This window comes from Nocardia sp. NPDC050630 (assembly GCF_044457245.1).
Classification (GTDB): domain Bacteria; phylum Actinomycetota; class Actinomycetes; order Mycobacteriales; family Mycobacteriaceae; genus Nocardia.
The window spans coordinates 24,667-42,607 of sequence record NZ_JBITGN010000035.1 but is presented as its reverse complement, the minus strand read 5'-3'; the positions used below and the strand labels follow the sequence as shown (position 1 = coordinate 42,607).

Annotated in this window: 17 protein-coding genes; 6 read left to right on the top strand and 11 right to left on the bottom strand. The window is 66.2% G+C overall.

Annotated elements, in window-relative coordinates; translation table 11 throughout:
• The first annotated feature begins 572 nt into the window (after positions 1–572).
• Positions 573–2,216, top strand: a complete 1,644-nt coding sequence (menD, locus tag ACIBG0_RS39955; protein ID WP_397040451.1) for a 2-succinyl-5-enolpyruvyl-6-hydroxy-3-cyclohexene-1-carboxylic-acid synthase — start codon at positions 573–575, stop codon at positions 2,214–2,216.
• A gap of 82 nt (positions 2,217–2,298) precedes the next feature.
• On the opposite strand, the gene ACIBG0_RS39950 is transcribed toward menD, so the two are convergent.
• Entirely contained in the window at positions 2,299–2,532 is a 234-nt protein-coding gene (locus ACIBG0_RS39950) for a hypothetical protein (protein WP_397040449.1), read from the bottom strand.
• 148 nt (positions 2,533–2,680) lie between these two features.
• Positions 2,681–2,917: a hypothetical protein gene (locus tag ACIBG0_RS39945; protein WP_062983773.1), complete on the bottom strand. Its 237-nt coding sequence runs from the start codon at positions 2,915–2,917 to the stop codon at positions 2,681–2,683.
• A gap of 586 nt (positions 2,918–3,503) precedes the next feature.
• On the opposite strand from ACIBG0_RS39945, the gene ACIBG0_RS39940 reads away from it, so the two are divergent.
• A complete protein-coding gene (locus ACIBG0_RS39940) occupies positions 3,504–4,082 on the top strand; it encodes a TIGR03086 family metal-binding protein (RefSeq protein ID WP_397040447.1) in 579 nt (192 codons plus the stop codon).
• Here the strand turns inward: ACIBG0_RS39940 and ACIBG0_RS39935 are convergent, their stop codons facing one another.
• Positions 4,083–4,580, bottom strand: a complete 498-nt coding sequence (locus ACIBG0_RS39935; RefSeq protein WP_397040445.1) for an SgcJ/EcaC family oxidoreductase — start codon at positions 4,578–4,580, stop codon at positions 4,083–4,085.
• A gap of 64 nt (positions 4,581–4,644) precedes the next feature.
• Between ACIBG0_RS39935 and ACIBG0_RS39930 the strand changes: the two genes are divergently transcribed.
• The gene (locus ACIBG0_RS39930) at positions 4,645–5,088 is read left to right on the top strand and encodes a MarR family winged helix-turn-helix transcriptional regulator (protein ID WP_397040443.1); all 444 of its coding nucleotides are present in this window, start codon (positions 4,645–4,647) and stop codon (positions 5,086–5,088) included.
• A 111-nt stretch (positions 5,089–5,199) separates the two neighbouring features.
• Here the strand turns inward: ACIBG0_RS39930 and ACIBG0_RS39925 are convergent, their stop codons facing one another.
• On the bottom strand, positions 5,200–5,832 hold the full coding sequence (locus tag ACIBG0_RS39925) for a TetR/AcrR family transcriptional regulator C-terminal ligand-binding domain-containing protein (RefSeq protein ID WP_397040442.1): 633 nt from the start codon (positions 5,830–5,832) through the stop codon (positions 5,200–5,202).
• 82 nt (positions 5,833–5,914) lie between these two features.
• On the opposite strand from ACIBG0_RS39925, the gene ACIBG0_RS39920 reads away from it, so the two are divergent.
• Entirely contained in the window at positions 5,915–6,949 is a 1,035-nt protein-coding gene (locus ACIBG0_RS39920; RefSeq protein ID WP_397040440.1) for an aldo/keto reductase, read from the top strand.
• 48 nt (positions 6,950–6,997) lie between these two features.
• On the opposite strand, the gene ACIBG0_RS39915 is transcribed toward ACIBG0_RS39920, so the two are convergent.
• The 4 genes from ACIBG0_RS39915 to ACIBG0_RS39900 form a co-directional block, all read right to left on the bottom strand.
• Complete coding sequence (locus tag ACIBG0_RS39915) at positions 6,998–11,188, bottom strand: molybdopterin-dependent oxidoreductase (RefSeq protein WP_397040438.1); 4,191 nt, start codon at positions 11,186–11,188, stop codon at positions 6,998–7,000.
• A gap of 138 nt (positions 11,189–11,326) precedes the next feature.
• Positions 11,327–12,040, bottom strand: a complete 714-nt coding sequence (locus ACIBG0_RS39910) for a demethylmenaquinone methyltransferase (protein ID WP_397040436.1) — start codon at positions 12,038–12,040, stop codon at positions 11,327–11,329.
• Between the two features lie 142 nt (positions 12,041–12,182).
• The gene (locus tag ACIBG0_RS39905) at positions 12,183–13,325 is read right to left on the bottom strand and encodes a glycosyltransferase family 4 protein (RefSeq protein ID WP_397040435.1); all 1,143 of its coding nucleotides are present in this window, start codon (positions 13,323–13,325) and stop codon (positions 12,183–12,185) included.
• An 89-nt stretch (positions 13,326–13,414) separates the two neighbouring features.
• Positions 13,415–13,897 carry a DUF3592 domain-containing protein gene (locus tag ACIBG0_RS39900; protein WP_397040434.1) on the bottom strand — a complete coding sequence of 161 codons (483 nt, stop codon included), beginning with the start codon at positions 13,895–13,897 and terminating at the stop codon, positions 13,415–13,417.
• A 40-nt stretch (positions 13,898–13,937) separates the two neighbouring features.
• Between ACIBG0_RS39900 and ACIBG0_RS39895 the strand changes: the two genes are divergently transcribed.
• Positions 13,938–14,444 carry a DUF2505 domain-containing protein gene (locus ACIBG0_RS39895; RefSeq protein ID WP_397040433.1) on the top strand — a complete coding sequence of 169 codons (507 nt, stop codon included), beginning with the start codon at positions 13,938–13,940 and terminating at the stop codon, positions 14,442–14,444.
• A gap of 48 nt (positions 14,445–14,492) precedes the next feature.
• Here ACIBG0_RS39895 and ACIBG0_RS39890 read toward each other — a convergent pair whose 3' ends face one another.
• The 3 genes from ACIBG0_RS39890 to ACIBG0_RS39880 all read right to left on the bottom strand — a co-directional run bounded on the left by ACIBG0_RS39890 (position 14,493) and on the right by ACIBG0_RS39880 (position 16,689).
• Positions 14,493–14,930, bottom strand: coding sequence for a VOC family protein (locus ACIBG0_RS39890; protein ID WP_397040431.1), 438 nt, complete (start codon positions 14,928–14,930; stop codon positions 14,493–14,495).
• Positions 14,931–14,995: 65 nt separating this feature from the next.
• On the bottom strand, positions 14,996–15,409 hold the full coding sequence (locus ACIBG0_RS39885) for a helix-turn-helix transcriptional regulator (RefSeq protein WP_397040430.1): 414 nt from the start codon (positions 15,407–15,409) through the stop codon (positions 14,996–14,998).
• Positions 15,409–16,689 (bottom strand): geranylgeranyl reductase family protein, encoded by a 1,281-nt coding sequence (locus tag ACIBG0_RS39880; RefSeq protein WP_397040428.1) that lies wholly within the window; start codon positions 16,687–16,689, stop codon positions 15,409–15,411. Before ACIBG0_RS39880 ends, ACIBG0_RS39885 begins: the two co-directional genes overlap by 1 nt.
• Before the next feature lie 195 nt (positions 16,690–16,884).
• Between ACIBG0_RS39880 and ACIBG0_RS39875 the strand changes: the two genes are divergently transcribed.
• Positions 16,885–17,907 (top strand): polyprenyl synthetase family protein, encoded by a 1,023-nt coding sequence (locus ACIBG0_RS39875; protein WP_397040426.1) that lies wholly within the window; start codon positions 16,885–16,887, stop codon positions 17,905–17,907.
• Positions 17,908–17,941 lie beyond the last annotated feature (34 nt).

Here is a 17,941-nt window from a genome sequence, read left to right as displayed (position 1 = left end):
GGGCCGCGAACGGTCGCTCGTAAGACTCGCTCCGTGGTGGTTGCTGGTGGCGGGGTGTTCGGCATCTGGTGCACGCGTGCTGGATGGTCGAGACTCGCGACTTCGTCGCATGCGCTTCGACGGCTCGGACGCGAGACGGGCCGCGAACGGTCGCTCGTAAGACTCGCTCCGTGGTGGTTGCTGGTGGCGGGGTGTTCGGCATCTGGTGCACGCGTGCTGGATGGTCGAGACTTCGAGTTCGTCGCATGCGTTTCGACGGCTCGAATGCGAGGCGGGCCGCGAAGGTCGCTCGTACGACTCGCTCCGCGGGGAGTGATCGGGCGGTAGCGTTGCACCGCAAATCGATTCGCTGTGCTGATGCGGATCATCGATATGCGGCGCATGCCAGCCGCCCGCGTCCGGTGGTGGACGCGGGCGGCAAAATCCCAATCGAAGACATCTGTCGTGCGGGAGCGCAGCGAGTGAACCACTGGCACAGCGCCCACTGGGCACAATGGTGCCGAGCGCTAGCGAGGTGCCGATGTGAGCAGGGTGACGAAGACGTCGAAGGAACTGTCTGAGAGGCTGGAGGCGTGAATCCGTCTACAGCGCAGGCGCAAGTGGTCGTTGACGAACTCGCGCGTGGGGGTGTGCGGGATGTCGTGCTGTGCCCAGGGTCGAGAAACGCGCCCCTGGCATTCGCACTGCAGGCGGCCGATGCGGCGGGCCGACTCCGCCTGCATATGCGCATCGATGAGCGAACCGCGGGCTTCCTAGCCATCGGTCTCGCCATCGCCAGTCGGCTGCCGGTACCGGTGGTGATGACTTCCGGGACCGCGGTAGCCAATCTGGGCCCGGCGGTGCTGGAGGCGAACTACGCCCGGGTTCCGCTGGTGGTGCTCAGCGCCAACCGGCCCTACGAAATGCTCGGTTCCGGCGCCAATCAGACCGTTGAACAGCTCGGGCTATTCGGTAGCCAGGTCCGTGCCTCGATCAGCCTCGGACTCGCTGAGGAGGAATCCGCTACCGACGGCGGCGTGCCCTACGGCCAGCAGAACAGCCAGTGGCGTTCGGCGGTCTGCCGGGTACTCGCCGCCGCCCGCGGCACCCGTTCCGGCAATGCGGGGCCGGTGCATTTCGACATCCCACTGCGCGAACCGCTGGTGCCGGATCACACGCCGGACGAATGGGCACCCCAGGGCCGCCCCGGCGGCGAGGCATGGACGAGCACCCGGTACGCGACCCTCGATGTGCCGCTCGAACTCGACCTGACGCCCGACACCGTCGTCATCTCCGGCCACGGCGCCGGCTTGCGGCCGGAACTGGCCGAACTGCCGACGGTGGCCGAACCAACCGCCCCGATGCACGGTCCGTCCCTGCATCCGCTGGCCTTGCCGCTGCTGAAGCCGCGCCAGGCGATCATTACCGGGCGGCCGACGCTACATCGTCAAGTCGCCAAGGTGCTGGCCGATCCGGCTGTCACCGTCTACGCGCTCACCACAGGTCCGCGCTGGCCCGATGTCTCCGGCAATGTGGTCGGCACCGGAACCAGAGCGGTGACCACGGGCGCACCGAGTGCGGACTGGCTCGCGCAATGCCGCGAACTCGATGCGAAGGCCGGTCAGGTCGTGCGCGCGGAACTGGCGAACCACCCCAAGCCGACCGGGCTGCATGTGGCCGCGGTGGTGATGGACGCACTGCGCGAGGGAGATCAGCTGCTGCTCGGCGCGTCCAATCCGGTGCGCGACGCCGCCCTGGTCGCACAGCCGCGGCCCGGTGTTCAGGTGCTGTCGAATCGCGGTGTCGCCGGAATCGACGGCACGGTTTCCACGGCCGTCGGTGCGGCACTGCACCACACCGGCCGCACCATCGCGCTGATCGGTGACCTCACCTTCTTGCACGACGCCTCTGGCCTGCTCATCGGCCGCGGTGAACCCCGCCCCGCCGATCTGACCATCGTGGTAGCCAATGACGACGGCGGCGGCATCTTCGAACTCCTGGAGCAGGGCGATCCGCAGTACGCCGGTGTTTTCGAGCGGGTGTTCGGTACGCCGCACGGGATGGATCTGGCCGCACTGTGCGCCGCCTACCGTATTCCGCACAAGCAGGTCGATACCGAGCAGTTGGCGGTCGAGTTGGCCGGGCATGCGCACGGATTGCGGGTGCTAGAGGTCGCGACCGAGCGTTCCAGTCTCCGAGAGTTGCACGCGACGGTGCGGGCCAAGATCGCGCCGTGAGTGAGTACTAGCGAGTGAGCCAGCGTGCGATCGCTTCTGCCGTACTTTTAGGTGCCGGCGAGCCTCTCCAGATCGAGCCCGATCAATACTCCGGCTCGGAATCGCGATCGTCATCCAGCGGCACCGGGATCGACTGTTCGACGACATCGGCCGGATTGGCTTCGAAGGCATCTCGGTCGACCGCCGCCGCGAGATCGCGTTCGGTGCTGTCGTCGGCCGTGTCATCGGCGATCTCGTCGTAGGCGGGGACGTTCTGCTCGACGTAGTCGGCTTCCGGAACCGCGTCGACGGTGCGGGAAGTGCTTGGATCGGTCATCGTTCATTCCTCTCCGCGCGTGCTTTTCGGCTGGGTACCCCGTGCGCTGCCGAACGAACTCTAGGTGCTGCGTGAATCACAGCGCAGGCGGACAGCAGTCCAACACTGTTGAGAATGCACCTAGTCGGCCCGTGCGGCAACCCATCCGCTACTCGCCATCGACCGGACCCGAACCGTTCGCCGGGAATTCGACGAGCGCCAATGTGCGCCCCGCCATGAACCGTGCCGTCCGCACGGCGACGCCCGTTCGCGTGACTTCGCTGACCTCGACCACCCCACGCGCGATGCGCACCTCGACCTTGCGCCCGGCCCGCGTCGCGGCCACTTCATAACTGCGAGACCCGTCGCCGAAATCGACGACGATCTCCACTCGATCGCCCTTCATCTACCAATTCTCCGCTTTTCCAGCACCTTTCGCCGCTACGACTTGGTTGCGATGGGCGGTGACCGGAAGATTGCGCGCAGTGCTGCAGCGATCTGGAAGCGGTCGGTAGTGGCGGGAACGCTCCGTGCGGTGGCGGCGCGACCAGTGGTTGTCGGCGGGAAGGTGTGAGGTGGCGGAGCGGCCAGTGGTCGTCGGGCGGGAAACCACATGAGGTGGCGGGGAGGCCGGGTGTGGTCGGTGGCGGTGGGAAGGCCTCGCGCGGTGTCGGAGTGGCCGGGTGTGGTCGGTGGTGGGAATGCTCCGTGCGGTGGCGGGCGACCAGTGTGGTCGTCGACGGGAAGCTCTGAGGTGGCGGAGCGACCAGTGGTCGTCGGGAGGGAAGCCTCGGCGGTGGTGGCGACCGGATGTGGTCGGTGGGCGCGGGAATGCTCCGTGCGGTGGCGGGGCAGCCAGTGGTCGTCGGGAGGGAAGCCACGTGCGGTGGTGACGACCGGATGTGATCGGCGGTGGACGGGAGCCTGGCACCGATGAATTCCGTTGGCGCGCGCCGTCTCAATCGACGACGTCCGTTGCCGAGGAGGACCCGATGCACCCGAATTTCGATCTCGAACCGGCCGCCACCGCCTTGGAGGCGGTGGTCGGCGCCACTACCGATGATCAGCTCACCGCGCCCACGCCCTGCACCGACACCAGCGTGCGTGACCTGCTCGCCCATGTCATCGGACTGACCGAGGCCTTCCGGCAGGCCGCGACCAAGGAGGCGGTCGGCCGCTCGGTCCCGCCCGCCGTCGGCCCGGACAGCGACCTGCCTGCCGACTGGCGCTCCCGCATTCCGGCTCAGCTGAAGGCACTAGTCGCGGCCTGGCGCGAGCCGTCGGCTTGGGACGGCCAAACCGAAGCGGGCGGTGTGACCGCCCCGGCGGCTGTCATGGCCACGATCGCCTTGGACGAAATCGTGGTCCACACTTGGGATCTCGCCCGCGCAATCGGTCGGCAACCGGCCGTCGACCCCACCCATCTGACTATCCTGCTCGAATTCCTCAGGGACACACCACCCGAGGGCACCGCGGGCATGTTCGGCCCGGTCGTTCGAGTTCCGGACACCGCCCCATTGCTGGACCGCATCGTCGGACTCACCGGCCGCGACCCCTCTTGGGTCAACTGATCACCTGCCGAGGCCGAGCTTGCGCGCGATACGCGCCATCAGCTGAGACATCATGGCGGGGAACGAATCCGGGTTCGGAACCGTGACCGGTCGTACGCGGCCGTTGTGAATCGCGGTGATCCGCCACCCGGCGTGGGTCCGCACCAGCACCACGGTCTGCCGCGACAGGCGGCGTTCGGGCAGCTTCGACCGCCACGGCATCAGCACCGACGCGGTGCCGTGCAGGATCGCGACATCCGGCGTCACATACCGGATCGACTCCAATTCCCCGACCAGGGCCGAACCGGCGAGCACACCGCGAAAGAGTTTGTCGTGGTTGGCCTGGTGTTCTGTGCGGCCGATCGCCCGGGTGCCGTCATAGGACACGTAGTCGGAGTCCTCGGTGAACAGCGCGCCGAATGCCGCGGCATCGTTGTCGGTCCAGGTCTGCATGAGCTGCTGGAAAACCGCGCTGAGTTGTGCGTCGTCGGTGCTGGCGCGATCGAGGGTCTCGTTCATGGTGCTGATCTCTTTCCGTGCTATCATTTCGAGGAACGAAATATACGATAACAGAAAGCTTCGAATGTCGAAAGATGAAATCATCGCCGAGATCGGGATGCAACTGCGCCTGCTCCAGGAGAGCTTCGATGCCTTCGATGAGGCCGTCGCCGCCCGCCTCGGCCTCAACCGCACCGACACCCGCTGCCTCGACATCGTGCTCGGTCGCGGCCCACTCGCCGCTGGCGAGCTGAGTGTCCAGCTGAAGCTGAGCCCTGCCGCGACCACCACCGTCATCGATCGACTCGTCCGCGCCGGATTCGTCACCCGCAACCAGGACCCAGCCAACCGTCGCCGCGTCCTGATCGAAGCCACCGAAACCGCCCAGTCAACCGCAGCCGAAATCTTCACCCCCGTCAGCCAAGCCGGCGCAAAAGCCCTGGCCCGCTACAACCCCACCCAACTGCACACCATCCTCGACTTCCTACGCACCGCCCTCGAAGTCCACCAATCCCACACCAACATGTGATGAAGATCAGGTGGCATCCATGGCGGCGTCGCCCGAAAAGCCACCCCGAACCAGTGCCACCTGATCTTGATCGACGGCCGGGTTAGGCCTCGCGATGCTCTCGGCTGGCCCTCAGGCGCTGTGTGGCGCTTTAGGTCGGGCTGTGAAGATTCCCGCTGAGGCTGCCGTTGCGGCTGCTGCGGCGGCGGTGCGGGCGGCTGTGTCGTCGATGGGGTCGCCGCTAGCCAGGAGGCGGTAGTAGAGGGGGGCGGAGACGGCGGTGAGGACGGCGCGGGCGTCGGTGTTGCTGGGGATTTCGCCGCGGGTGATGGCGGCTTCGATGCAGGGGGTCCATTCGGTGAGGCGGATGTCGTAGAAGCGACGCAGGGCGGCTGCGGCGGTCTCGTCGCAGGTGGCTGCGGCGATGACGGCCTGGAAGAGCTTGCCTTGGCGGGGGTCGGTCAGGGTTTTGGCGACCAGGCGGGCGTTGGCGGTGAGGTCGCCGAGTAGGGAGCCGGTATCGGCGTGTGGCAGCGATTGTTCGGCCATATCGACGAGCAAATCGGTGACGAGTCCGGTGGCATTGCGCCAGCGGCGGTAGGCCGTCGTCTTGCCGACCTCCGCGCGCGCCGCGACCTCGGTCAGGTCCAGGTGTGCGAATCCGCGCTCGGCGAGCAGATCGCCCGCCGCCTGTAGCACCGCCTCGCGGACGCGGGCAGTACGCCCGCCTGGGCGAATCGAGCCAGGAACGGCGTCAGACTCCATAACGGAACTCCAGTTTCATTTACGGTGCGATGGGTGTATGGTTCGAACCATTAACGGAACTATAGACCCTTTAGGAGTCATCATGGAGTACCGTCGGCTCGGTGCATCAGGTCTGACCGTCCCGGCGCTGAGCTTCGGCGCGGGCACCTTCGGTGGGCGTGGGGAACTGTTCAGCGCATGGGGTGATACCGATGCGGAGCAGGCGCGTCGACTGGTCGATATCAGTTTGGATGCGGGCGTCACGATGTTCGATACGGCCGATGTCTATTCCGACGGCGCCTCCGAAGAGGTGCTCGGTGCGGCCATCAAGGGCCGGCGCGACCAACTGCTGCTGTCCACCAAGGCGAGTCTGCCGACCGGTCCAGGTCCGCTCGACGCCGGTTCCGGCCGTTCGCGCTTGATCAACGCGGTCGAGGGTTCACTGCGCAGGCTCGGCACCGACTACATCGACCTGTTCCAACTGCACGCCTTCGACGCGCACACCCCGGTAGAGGAAGTCCTTGCGGCACTGGACGATCTGGTGCACGCGGGCAAGATCCGCTATCTCGGCGCCTCCAACTTCGCGGGCTGGCAGCTGATGAAATCCCTTGCCGCGGCGGACCGGCACGGCCTGACTCGCTACGTCGCGCACCAGGTCTACTACTCACTCGTCGGCCGCGACTACGAATGGGAGCTCATGCCGCTCGGCCAGGATCAGGGCGTCGGTGCGGTGGTCTGGAGTCCGCTCGGTTGGGGCAGGCTGACCGGGAAAATCCGTCGCGGCCAACGGCTTCCGGAGGGCAGCCGCCTGCATCGGACCGCCGAGGCGGGTCCGCCGGTCGATGACGAAAAGCTCTATGACGTGGTCGACACCCTCGACGAACTCGCCGCCGAGACCGGCAGAACCGTTCCGCAGATCGCGCTCAACTGGCTGCTGCGGCGTCCGACGGTATCGACTGTCATCGTCGGCGCACGCAATGCGGACCAACTGCGCCAGAACCTCGGCGCGATCGGCTGGGAACTCGATGCCGAGCAGGTCGCGCGCCTCGACAAGGCCAGCGCGACTACCCCGGCGTATCCCTACTATCCGTATTACCGGCTGCCGGATTTCGCTCGGTTGAGTGCTCCCGCGGTGTGATGCGATCGGCCGCTCGCGCAGGATCGAGACGGGAATTCAGGCCAACCCTCAGTACACGTCGCGAACGTACCGCTTCTCGGCGACCAACTGCTTCCGGAATGCCAGCGCCCCGTCCTCGTCGAGCTTGCCGTGGATCCTGGCAATGGCCAGTAGGGTGTCGTCGACATCCTTGGCCATGCGCGCGGCATCACCGCACACATAGAAGTGCGCGCCGTCGCGCAGCCAGGACCACAGCTCGGCCCCGTGCTCGATCATCCGGTGCTGCACGTAGATCCGCTCGCGCTGGTCGCGGGAGAAGGCCAGATCGAGGCGGGTGAGGAAGCCCGAGCGGAACATATCCTCCAATTCCGCTCGATAGTAGAAATTCTGGGCGGCATGCTGATCGCCGAAAAACAGCCAGTTGCGGCCGCTGCAGCCGAGGGCACGGCGTTCCTGCAGGAAGCCGCGGAACGGCGCGATGCCGGTGCCGGGGCCGACCATGATCATCGGGGTCGTCGGATCCAGCGGCGGCCGGAAATGCGGTGCACGCTGCAGGAAGATCGGCACTGCGGATTCGGTGGTGTCGGCACGGTCGGCGAGGAAGGTCGAGCACACCCCACCGCGGCGCACGGCCGATCCGGTCGCGGCCGGATCGCCGTATCGGACGACACCCACGGTGAGCTGCACCTCGTCGGGACTGACCAGCGGACTCGACGAAATCGAATACTGGCGCGGCTGTAGCTTTTTCAGCGTGCCGAGCCATTCGACCAGATCGGCGCGCACTGGAAAATCGCGCAGCACATCCACGGCCTGCCGGTCCCACAGGTAGTTGGCGAGCTCATTGCGATTATCGCGGCGCAGTAGTTTCGCCAGCCGATTATTGGGATTGCGTTCGGCGATGAAGGTGAGCAGATCGTGGCTGACCTTCGTAATGTCGTAGCGGGTCCGCAGCGCCTGCGCCAGCGGCAATTCCTGGTTGTCGACTTCGACCATCCGGCGACCGTCCAACCCGGTCGCGCCGAGCCATTCGGCGACCATCGAATCGGCATTCGTCGGCCAGACCCCGAGTGAATCGCCGACTTCGTAGCCCGCTTTCAGCCCACGCAGGTCGAAGCCGAACTGACGCACTTCCTTCTGCGATCCGACATTCGACAGCGGCTCATTGCGCACCAGCGGTGCGGTCACCGGGGCGTTGCGGGTGAACGGCGCTGGTCCGGCGGTCTGGGTTCCGACGGACGGTGCCGTACGGGTCAGCACCATCGTCGCGCCGGTGGACCGTTCGGGCGGCCGAGGTCCGCGGTGACCGGATGAATTCGGTTCGGCTGCACCGTCGTCGAGTGCGGTGAGCACCTCGTCGAGCCAGCGCGCCGCCGCCTCCTCGTAATCGGGTTCGCTGTCGACGCGCGCGAGGAGTCGGGTGGCCCCGCGCTCGGTCAGTTTTGCGTCCAGTTTGCGTCCGTGACCGCAGAAGTCGTCATAGGAGGAATCGCCGAGTGCGAATACCGCGTACCGCATGCCGGTCAAGCGGATCACGCTATCGTCCAGGCGTTCCCAGAAGTCGGTGCCGTTATCCGGCGGACCACCGTCGCCGAAGGTACTGCTGATCACCAGCACATCACCGGTGAGTTCGTGGAGTTCGCACGAGTCCATATCGAGCAGCCGCGGCGCGAAGCCGGATTCGGTCAGGCGCGCGGCCGTCGTCGCCGCGAACTCTTCGGCCGTGCCGGTCTGTGAGGCCCACAACACGGTGATCGGACGGGCGGGCTGGTTGGGGGCCATATCGGCGGGCGCGGATTCTATTGCCGCACTTCGCGAATACATACCGGCCAAAAGCCCATCGATCCACAACCGACTGTTCTTGGCCAGCGGTGCGGATTCGGGCAGCACCGGCTGACCTGTTACCGGAATGGATTGCAGCGCTGAAAGATATCCGGCGAGATAGATCCGCTCGGTCTCACTGAGCGTAGGGGCAGTGCCCACATCGAGCCCCAGCATGACCGCCAACGGGTGCGAGCCGTGATTTGTGACGGTTTCCGGTACCGAAGGAGTTTCGGTCGCTTTCGGCATCACCGCGACCCGCCGCAACGAAACCGCGCACGCCTTGAATTCGGGCTGCAACGAGTCCGGATCGACCGCATCATTGGTCACGGCATTGATCGTCAGATATTCGCCCTGCTCGTCATTCCAATGAAACGGCGCGAAGCAATCCCCGGGCCGCACCCGGTCGCTGATCTGCACCGGCAGCACCGCTCGCCCACGCCGGGAAGCTATTTCGAGCTGGTCACCCGGTTGGACCCCGAGCCGCTCGGCATCATCGGGATGCACCTCGACGAACGGCTGCCCGGTCAACTTGGTCAGCTTGTCGATCTTGCCGGTCTTGGTCATGGTGTGCCACTGATGCTGCAAGCGGCCGGTATTCAGCACGAACGGGTAGTCGTCGTCGGGCATTTCCGCCGGCGACATGTGCGGGCGCGGCCAGAACACCGCGCGACGGCTCGGTGTCGCGAACGCCAACCGGGGCTGGCGCCCGGCGTCGTCGACGAAAAGCTCCTGGCTGACACCGTCATTGAGGTAGCGGATCGGGTTGCGCGTGCGGTCGGGCTCGGCGCACGGCCACTGCATCGGCCCCTCGCGCAACCGCTCGTAGCTCATTCCCCGCAGGTCGTATCCGGTGCTCGGATTGGCGAACTGCTTGATCTCGTCGAAAACGTCGGCACTGGAGCGGTATTCGAAACCTTCGAAACCCATCGCGGTGGCGACCTGCGCGATCAACAGCCAGTCCGGCCGGGCATCGCCGATCGGATCCATCGAGCGCTGCAGCAGCGTGACATTGCGCTCCGAATTCACCATCACCGCATCGGCTTCGGCCCACAGCGTGGCGGGCAGCAGTATGTCGGCGTAGGAATTGGTGGCGGTATCGGTGTAGGCGTCCTGCACAATGACCAGCTCGGCCGCCTCCAGCCCACCGATGACCGTCTTGCGGTTGGCGACGGTGGCAACGGGATTGGTGCAGATGATCCAGGCCGCCTTGATCTGCCCCTCGGACAACTCGCGGAACATCTCGATCGTGCCCGGTCCGGCCTCGGTGCGCAGCGTGCCGGGTTCGACACCCCACGCCGTCTCCACGAAGCTGCGGTCGGCGGGGGAGAGCAGGCTGCGCTGGCCGGGCAAACCCGGTCCCATATAACCCATTTCGCGCCCGCCCATGGCATTCGGCTGGCCGGTCAGCGAGAACGGCCCGCTGCCGGGACGACAAATGGCCCCGGTAGCGAGGTGCAGGTTGCAGAGTGCGTTGGTGTTCCAGGTGCCGTGGGTGGACTGGTTGAGTCCCATGGTCCACAGCGACATCCATGCACCGGATTCGCCGATCCAGCGCGCGGCCCTGCGGATATCGGCCTCGGCGAGCCCGGTGATCGCGGCGACCTTGTCCGGTGGGTAATCGGCGAGGAATTCCGGCATCGCGGCCCATCCCTCGGTGTGCTCGGCGATGAAGTCCGCATCGATATCACCGTTGTCGACGAGCAGGTGCAGCAGCCCGTTCAGCAGCGCTAGGTCGGTACCCGGTGCGATCTGTAGGAACAGATCGGCTCGCGCCGCGGTATCGGTGCGCCGCGGATCAACCACGATCAGCTTCGCCCCGGCCTTGACCCGGTCGATCATGCGCAGATAGAGGATCGGATGGCAGTCCGCCATATTCGCGCCGATAACGAAGAACAGATCGGCGTGTTCGAAGTCGTCATAGGAGCCGGGCGGCCCGTCCGCGCCGAGTGACTGCTTGTAGCCGGTCCCGGCGCTGGCCATGCACAGCCGGGAATTGGCCTCGATGTGCTTGGTTCGCAGATATCCCTTGGCCAACTTGGTCGCGAGATACTGCGCCTCCAGGGACATCTGCCCGGAGACATACAGCGCAATGGCGTCCGGTCCATGTTCGTCCAGAATCGTCCGCAGCCGGGTGGCGACCTCGTGCACCGCCTCGTCGACAGGCACGGGCACCGGCACCTGACCGCGCTCGGGCCGTCGGTACGCGGTCTCCATCCGCCCCGGCGCCGCCATCAACTCTTGGTGGGTAGCACCCTTGGTGCACAGCCGGCCAGCATTCGTCGGGTGCAGTTTGTCACCGCGCACCTTGGCAATGACCGGCGCGCCGTCGGCACCCACGCGGGTCTCGACCACGATGCCGCAGCCGACGCCGCAGTACGAACACGCTGTGGTGGCGGTGCTCGCGCGGTCGATGCCTGCATCGGTCATGCCACCGATCATGCGCACCGCCGGTTGCGGCCGATTTACCCAACGTTATCGGCAGGTGACAATTAACCTCACCGCACCAGATTTCCCTCGTGAGGTGTGGCGTGCGACACGAAAATATGCCGCGACCAGGTGCGCGGTCCGGTTCGGCGGTCAGCCCAATTTGTAAGCGCGGTGCAGTGCGACGATGCCGCCGGTCAGATTGCGCCATTTCACCGACGACCAGCCCGCATCGGCGATCCGCAGCGCCAACTGCCGCTGATTCGGCCAGGCCCGGATGGATTCGGCGAGGTAGACGTAGGCATCCGGATTACTGCTCACCGCCACCGCGACCTTCGGCAGCGCCTTCATCAGGTACTCCAGGTAAATGGTGCTGAACACCGGCACGATCGGCGTGGAGAATTCGCAGATCACCATCCGCCCGCCCGGCTTGGTGACCCGCAGCATTTCGCGCAGCGCGGTATCGGTTTCGGAGATATTGCGCAGACCGTAGGAGATGGTCACCGCGTCGAACGAATCGTCGGCGAAGGGCAGCGCGGTCGCATCGGCGGCCACCTTCGGCACATCGCGGGATTTGCCCGCGGCGAGCATGCCCTGGGAAAAGTCGGCCGCCAGACACCAGGCACCAGATTTCGCCAGGTCCAGCGTGGAAATGCCGGTGCCCGCGGCGAGGTCGAGCACCCGCTCACCCGGCCGCGGCGCGACGGCCTTGCGCACCGCCCAGCGCCAATATCGGTCCTGCCCCAAGGAGATGACGGTGTTGGTCAGGTCGTACCGCTTCGCGACCCCGTCGAACATCGACGCGACCTCGTGCGGCTGCTTGTCCAGCGAAGCCCGAACCGGTTCCCGCTGCTCTGTTTTCGCCACACCCCGAACCTACCGCGCCTAACACATGAGGGGCGAGACTCCCGCGCCGAGCTGGCCCAGACAATCTGTCCTGCCGTCGGACCTGCCTGCCTTTTTCGTCGTCACACCCTTTCAGAGGTCGCGAAACTCACATGTGAACGCCTCACGCGCTGTGCGGCAATCGGGTCCGAATCCCCGTGACGTCGGTGTAGTGGCCCATCAACTCGGTGCAGATGGCGGGCCAGGTCCGGCGCAGCACGGACTTGCGGGCGGCCGCGGCGAATCGCGCACGCAAGACCGGATCACGAAGCGACGCAACCGCACTGGGCAGTAGTTCGGCGAAGCGATCCACGGGCAGCAGATAGCCGTTGCGGCAGTGCGCGATCAGATCGCGCGGTCCGCCCGCATCCGGCCCGATCACCGGCACCCCGGCGGCGAGTGCCTCCTGCACGCCCTGACAGAACGTCTCGTGCTCACCCGCGTGCACCATCACATCCAGGCTCGCGTACGCCTGCGCGAGGTCGTCACCGCCGAGCTCACCGGTGAAGATGGCGGTAGGCATCATCCGTGCCAACCGGGTCCGCTCGGGCCCGTCCCCGACGATCACCAGCTGGATCGCCGGATCGCCGCCCAGCACTGCGAGCCGCTCCACATGCTTCTCCGGGGCCAGTCGCCCGACAAACCCGACCAGCAACGTGTCCTGACCACCCGACCAGGAGCCCCGCAGCTCCGGCCGCTTCGCCGACGGCGTGAACCGACCGATATCGACACCGCGGCCCCAGCGGTGCACCCGCGGAATCCCGTGCCGCCGCAAATCCTCGGCCGCCGCGCGTGACGGTGCCAATGTCCGTGTCGCGCCCTCGTGAATCCGGCGTGTCCAGGCCCAGGCCGCCCGACTGGCCAGCCCGAGCCCGTAACTTTTCGCGAATCCGGCCACATCGGTCTGATAAATCGCGACCGTCGGCAGATCCAGCCGCATCGCCGCACCGAGACCACCCGCGCCCAGCAGGAAGGGCGAGGCCAGATGCACCACATCCGCGTCGAATTCGTCGATCGCGGCGGTGATGCCGGGTTGTGGCAGGCCCACCGGAAGTGAGCTGACTTTCGGTACCCTCACCGCTGGTACCAGATGCACCGGGAACCTTTTGTAGACCCGTGGAGCGGCGGGCAGCCCGTGCGGGGTGTCCGGCGCGATCACCAGCGCCTCGTGCCCGTGCTGGTCCAGGTGGTCCAGCACCCGGAGCACGGAATTGACGACGCCGTTCTTATTCGGCAGGAACGACTCCGAAACGATGGCTACGCGCACCATCCCAGGTTGACCCGCGCAACGCGCCACGCCGTCACGTCGACATGACCGATACGCAAAGATCCGGCGAACTGTCGGGGCTGCTCGCCTCAGGCGGCGCCGGCCGCCGCGTGCGGTCCGTTCACCGGGCCCGGCGTGCGGCGCTGTGCCCGCAGCAGCAGCCACATCGCGGGCACCGCGACCGCCCACACCACCAGAATCACTGACAGCGCGGGCTGAATCGCGACCCGCGCGTCGCGCCCGGCCACCCGGACCAGATCCGGATCCTTGCGGCTGTATTCCACATTGATCCGCTCACCGGCGGTGAGGTTGGTCGGATAGAGCACCCCGACCTTCGGGTTGTGCGTCTTCCCGTCCGGTGTGACATAGATGACCGCCGAACGCAGCCGCCCGGCCGAGAGCACCTCGGCGGAGGTCACACCCTTGTCGGAGCTGATCAGATAGTCGTTTCGCCAGGCGGCGAGCACCAGCAGCACGACGAGGGCGCTGAGGAAGACCGCCGCCGTCAGTACCCCGATCCTGGCCCGCCGCAGGCGGTTCGAACGCCTTTCAGACTGGCTGGTTTCCGACACCACAACAGGCTACTTGCCGCCTCCGATACCGTGGGCGGCCATGTCCCGAAAATTCAGCTTCACCGTGCCCTACGCCGTCCCGGTCGAAGATCTTCACCGGGCACTCACCACCGATGACCTCTGGCAGTCCCGCTTCGCCCGTGCGGAGACCGCCACGCTCGACTTATCGCATCCGGACGGGGCGGGCACCATCCGCATTCACATGACCGAAAAGGCAAGCGGTGACAAGGTTCCCGGCATCGTGAGCAAGGTGCTCAAGAGCGAATTGGTGCTCTCGCGCACCGATAATTGGCAGGCATTGGACGGCGAAATCGCCAAGGGCACCTTCGAGGGCGCCACCGGCGGCATCAGCTCCGAAATGTCGGGCACCTACGAACTGCGACCGACCGCCGAGGGGGCCGAGATCGAGGTGGTCGGCACCGTGCAGGTGAAGGTTCGGCTGGTCGGCGGTGCCATCGAAGCGCTCGCCGAGCAGTTGCATCACCGGGTGCTCGAGAGCGAGCGCAAACATATCGAGAAGTGGGTCGCCGCGCAGGTGAGCGCCTGACTTGTTCCGCACGCCCCGGCGAAAGCCGGGGCGAATCGGGCTCGGCGGCTATCCGGCGAAATCCTGCGGGCTGAATTCCTTGGGCTCCACCAGCACCAGCCAGTTGCCGGAGTTGTCCCGGATGATCGCCTCGGTCCCATAGGGGCGTTCGGCGGGCGGCTGGACGAACTCCACACCCTTGGCGGTCAATTCCTCGAACGTCTTCTGGCAGTCGTCGGTCTTCAGGCCGAGCGCGCCGTTGGTGCCATTGGCAAGGGCACGGCGGATGGCCTCTGCGAGATTCTCGTCCAGCGGCGGTCCCGGAATCATCAGGGTGATCTCGAGTTCCGGATGATCGGGATGTGCGACGCTGACCCAGCGGAATCCGTTGTCGCCCATCGTCACATCGCTGGACTCGACGAACCCCAGCTTTTCGGTGTACCACTGCTTGGCCGCATCCTGGTCGGTGACGTACACGGTGACCAGCGAGACATTCGTAATAGTCATGCCCAAAGGCTAGGAAAAGCATCGACCCGGACGCTTCTCCGAAATTGCTGAGCTCTGCGAACCGCTCAACTGCGCGGCTTGCGGTCCGATAGCCCATGCATGAACACATAACAGCCTGGAATCCGCGGCGCGCCGTCCGCGAATTTTGCCTGATACTCCGATGGCGTCACCCCGACCAACTGCCGGAACTTACTGCTGAACGATCCGAGGCTGCTGTAGCCGACCAGCATGCAGACCTCGGTCACGGTCAGGTTGGTGGCCCGCAGATAGTCTTGCGCCCGCTCGATCCGTCGCTCCGCCAGATACGCCGCGGGCGTCACGCCGTACACGGCCGCGAACGCGCGCAGGAAGTGATACTTCGAAACCCCCGCGGCAGCGGCCAATTCGTCCAGATTCAACGGCTCGGCATAGCTGCGATCGGCAAGGTCCCGCGCCCGCCGCAGATGCGGAAGTAGATAGAGCGCGGGTAATCCGGTCATCAGGTGAAGGGGGCGAGTTCGTCGAACCGGTAGGACGCGCGGCCCGCGGCCCGCCAGGCCCTCGCCGTCAGATCCAGATCCTCATCGGTGACCAGATTGCCCATTACCCGAACCGCGGTGCGCTGCAGATACTTCGACCGCATCACCGGCGGCCCGCCCATCGGCACCATCCGCGGGTGGGTCGCCAAACCGGCGATGCGCCGCGCGACCGAGAACGTCCGCCCGTAGCGGGCACGCAATAGCTCCGGCCACACCGTCGTGAGATCCGGTTCGTCCAGCAGTCCGGCGAGCATGTGCCCGCCCTCGAGTCCGTAGTCGATGCCCTCGCCGTTCAACGGATTCACGCAGCCCGCCGCATCGCCGATGAGCACCCAATTGCGTCCCGCGATATTCGATACCGCCCCGCCCATCGGCAGCAGCGCGGAGGCGACCGCCCGCAGCGAACCCTCGAGCTGCCACTCCTCGCGGCGCGCCGAGGTGTAGTGCTCCAGCAGCGGTTTCAGTGCGATATGCGAGGGCCGACGCTCGGTGGCCAGCGAGCCGACGCCGATATTCACCTCGCCATTGCCCAGCGGGAATACCCAGCCGTAGCCCGGCACCAACTCACCGTCGGCATTGCGCAGCTCCAGATGCGAAGTGATCCACTGGTCGTCGCTGCGCGCGGATTTGATGTAGGCGCGGGCCGCGGTGCCATAGGCATACCGCCTATGCCAGGTGCGCCCGAGCAGTTTGCCGATCGGGGAGCGGACACCGTCGGCGACGACGAGCGTCTTGCAGCCGATCGAATGGGAGCCCTGCGCTGTCTGCACCGTCACACCGGTGACGCGATCACCCTCCCGGATGACATCGATCACTTTCGTGCCATCCAGCATCCTGGCCCCCGACTTCACGGCTGTCTCACGCAGTTTGTCGTCGAGTTCGGTTCGGGGAACGGCACTTCCGTACGTAGGAAAGGAACCGCCCGGCCACGGCAGCAGCGCCTCGCGACCGAAACCCGTCATCCGCAGGCCGTGGTTCACCGTGTGCGCGCGCAGCCAAGGCCCGAGCCCGAGGTGCTCCAATTCGGCGGTCGCACGAGGGGTGAGTCCATCGCCGCAGGTCTTATCACGTGGGAAAACGGCGGAATCGGTGAGTAGAACATCGCGACCGGCCCGCGCGGTCCATGCGGCGGCGGCCGATCCGGCCGGTCCGGCACCGACCACGAGCACTTCGGTCTGTGTGGGAATCGCGCTCTGCGTCTCCCCGTCCCCGCCCGCGGGGGTGACATCCGGTGAACCCATGCGCTCAATACTCGCAGGAGCATTCCGTTCATGTCGATGGAGCCTGCCCGTGGCACAGACGATGCGATCGATGTGGTCGGGAAACACTATGGAAAGGTGTCTGATACACCCGCATAGTGACGGTGTTCATGGGCCGCGCGGCGGGGACACGCTAGGTTCTCTACCGTGGGGTCGGACGCATCGCTGGGAGAAGAGATGAGCACATCGGCTGTGAGTGATGAGAGCACGGTGGTGGCCGGAGTCGATCTCGGTGATACCGAGCTCGCACAGACCGTGCGCAACGGCCTCATCGATGTCGAAAAGCTCCTGATCGACGAGCTGTCCGACGGCGAGCTGTTCCTACAGGAGGCGGCGCTGCATCTGGCCAAGGCCGGAGGTAAGCGATTCCGGCCGCTGTTCACCATCCTCACCGGCCAGCTCGGTCCGCGCCCCACCGATCCGGCGCTGATCACGGCGGGCACCGTGGTGGAGCTGGTGCACCTGGCGACCCTCTACCACGACGACGTCATGGACGAGGCCCCCATGCGTCGCGGCGCGGCGAGCGTGAATTCACGCTGGGGCAACAGCATCGCCATCCTCGCCGGTGACTACCTGTTCGCGCACGCGTCACGGCTCACCTCGACTTTGGGTCCCGATGCGGTCCGGATCATCGCCGAAACCTTCGCCGAGCTGGTCACCGGTCAGATGCGGGAAACCATGGGCGCGCGCGAATCCCAGGATCCGGTCGAGCATTACCTGCGCGTGGTCTGGGAGAAGACCGGTTCGCTCATCGCCGCCGCCGGGCGTTTCGGCGGCACATTCTCCGGCGCGGATGCCGAACACGTCGAGCGGCTGGCCCGCCTCGGCGATGCGGTCGGCACCGCCTTCCAGATCTCCGACGACATCATCGATATTTCCTCGGCCGCCGAACAATCCGGTAAGACGCCGGGCACCGACCTGCGTGAGGGCGTGCACACCCTGCCGGTGCTGTACGCGCTGCGCGATGAGGGCGCCGAAGGCGACCGCCTGCGCAAATTGCTCGCCCATCCGCTGCAGACCGACGACGAGGTCGAGGAGGCGCTGTCGCTGCTCGCCCACTCCCGTGGCATGGTGCTGGCCAAGGACAAGCTGCAGAGCTACGCCGATATCGCGCACGCCGAACTCTCCGCGTTGCCATCGGGCCCGGCCAATGACGCGCTGGAGCGCCTGGTCCGCTACACCATCGAACGCGTCGGCTAGTTGGCGCGGAGCTCACATTTCGATCAGGAACCTT

Coding starts and splice junctions, on each gene's coding strand:
- ACIBG0_RS39945 (WP_062983773.1), bottom strand. CDS start 2,917: ATGAAGGGCGATCGAGTGGAGATCGTCGTCGATTTCGGCGACGGGTCT.
- ACIBG0_RS39895 (WP_397040433.1), top strand. CDS start 13,938: ATGTCCCGAAAATTCAGCTTCACCGTGCCCTACGCCGTCCCGGTCGAA.
- ACIBG0_RS39950 (WP_397040449.1), bottom strand. CDS start 2,532: ATGACCGATCCAAGCACTTCCCGCACCGTCGACGCGGTTCCGGAAGCC.
- ACIBG0_RS39890 (WP_397040431.1), bottom strand. CDS start 14,930: ATGACTATTACGAATGTCTCGCTGGTCACCGTGTACGTCACCGACCAG.
- ACIBG0_RS39930 (WP_397040443.1), top strand. CDS start 4,645: ATGTCGAAAGATGAAATCATCGCCGAGATCGGGATGCAACTGCGCCTG.
- ACIBG0_RS39925 (WP_397040442.1), bottom strand. CDS start 5,832: ATGGAGTCTGACGCCGTTCCTGGCTCGATTCGCCCAGGCGGGCGTACT.
- ACIBG0_RS39920 (WP_397040440.1), top strand. CDS start 5,915: ATGGAGTACCGTCGGCTCGGTGCATCAGGTCTGACCGTCCCGGCGCTG.
- ACIBG0_RS39915 (WP_397040438.1), bottom strand. CDS start 11,188: ATGATCGGTGGCATGACCGATGCAGGCATCGACCGCGCGAGCACCGCC.
- ACIBG0_RS39935 (WP_397040445.1), bottom strand. CDS start 4,580: ATGAACGAGACCCTCGATCGCGCCAGCACCGACGACGCACAACTCAGC.
- ACIBG0_RS39880 (WP_397040428.1), bottom strand. CDS start 16,689: ATGGGTTCACCGGATGTCACCCCCGCGGGCGGGGACGGGGAGACGCAG.
- ACIBG0_RS39875 (WP_397040426.1), top strand. CDS start 16,885: ATGAGCACATCGGCTGTGAGTGATGAGAGCACGGTGGTGGCCGGAGTC.
- ACIBG0_RS39885 (WP_397040430.1), bottom strand. CDS start 15,409: ATGACCGGATTACCCGCGCTCTATCTACTTCCGCATCTGCGGCGGGCG.
- ACIBG0_RS39940 (WP_397040447.1), top strand. CDS start 3,504: ATGCACCCGAATTTCGATCTCGAACCGGCCGCCACCGCCTTGGAGGCG.